We start from the raw sequence: 897 nt of genomic DNA, 5'->3' as shown, positions 1-897 counted from the left end.
CAGAAGGGTTGGGCTACAGTTGGAACCTTGTCAAGGGTCGCTGGTGGGGAGTGTTTTGGGCACTTCTTATCTTTGGCCTCACGGTGGTTGTGGCATTTCTGGCCGGGATTTTCATCTTTGTCTTCACGGTAGTTGTGATTTCGCCTTCCGCTGAGACCTTTGCTGACAGAATCGTGGAAGCTGGAAGCCCTGTGGCTGGGATTGCTGCCATCACGGCAGTCGTGCCTATCCTGAATGTCTACGTCGTGCTCCTGTTCCGATCCCTGCAACAATTGAAGGGGCAGGCGGTCTCCTATTGGGGATAGCAAAAAGGGGGTTCCCCGTGCCTGGCTTTGAGATGAGAAGGGATCCCTTCTTGGGATTTCGGCTCAACCCGAGATGTCCTAGGTGAGATCCCGTGGTATGAAGGGGGTGGACTGGGCTGCCCACGAGGATCCCTCTGCCATGCAAAGCGCCACCCTTAGCCCGATTCTGCTCTTGCGGCGGTCGTTTGAGTTGGTAGGTCCCATCTACTGGCCGCTGCTGATCCTGACCTCTTCTAGCCATATCGCGTTCTTCGTTGTAGGTCTGACCTCACCTTCCCTCGGGATGATCCTCTCCTTGCTCCTCCTGGCCTATGTCCTAGTCGGCGCGCCCATCTTGACAGGAGCAGCCTTTTGGCTGGTGGATCAGCACTTGAAGCAGCGAACTCCCTTGCTGGGCAATAGCTTGGATCAGGCTTTCTCTAAGGCAGTGCCTCTGATATTCGGCAGCCTCCTGGTGAATCTGATTTCCTCACTAGGGATGCAGCTGTTTGTGTTTCCCGGCATCTATTGCCGGGTAAGGCTAGCTTTCACCCTCTGCGCAATTGCCCTGGAGGACAAGGGTGCCACAGAAGGGTTGGGCTACAGTTGGAAC

The 897-nt window shown here is 55.6% G+C and carries 2 pseudogenes; both read left to right on the top strand.

Annotated elements, in window-relative coordinates:
- Positions 1 to 305: pseudogene (locus NW818_RS07990) on the top strand (hypothetical protein); the annotation flags it as partial.
- Between the two features lie 97 nt (positions 306 to 402).
- A pseudogene (locus NW818_RS07985) lies at positions 403 to 897 on the top strand (hypothetical protein); the annotation flags it as partial.

The organism is Synechococcus sp. R6-5 (genome assembly GCF_047461775.1).
In the GTDB taxonomy this organism is placed as follows: domain Bacteria; phylum Cyanobacteriota; class Cyanobacteriia; order Thermostichales; family Thermostichaceae; genus Thermostichus.
Note: the sequence above shows the minus strand (reverse complement) of the source record. Positions and strands in the feature narration are given on the sequence as shown.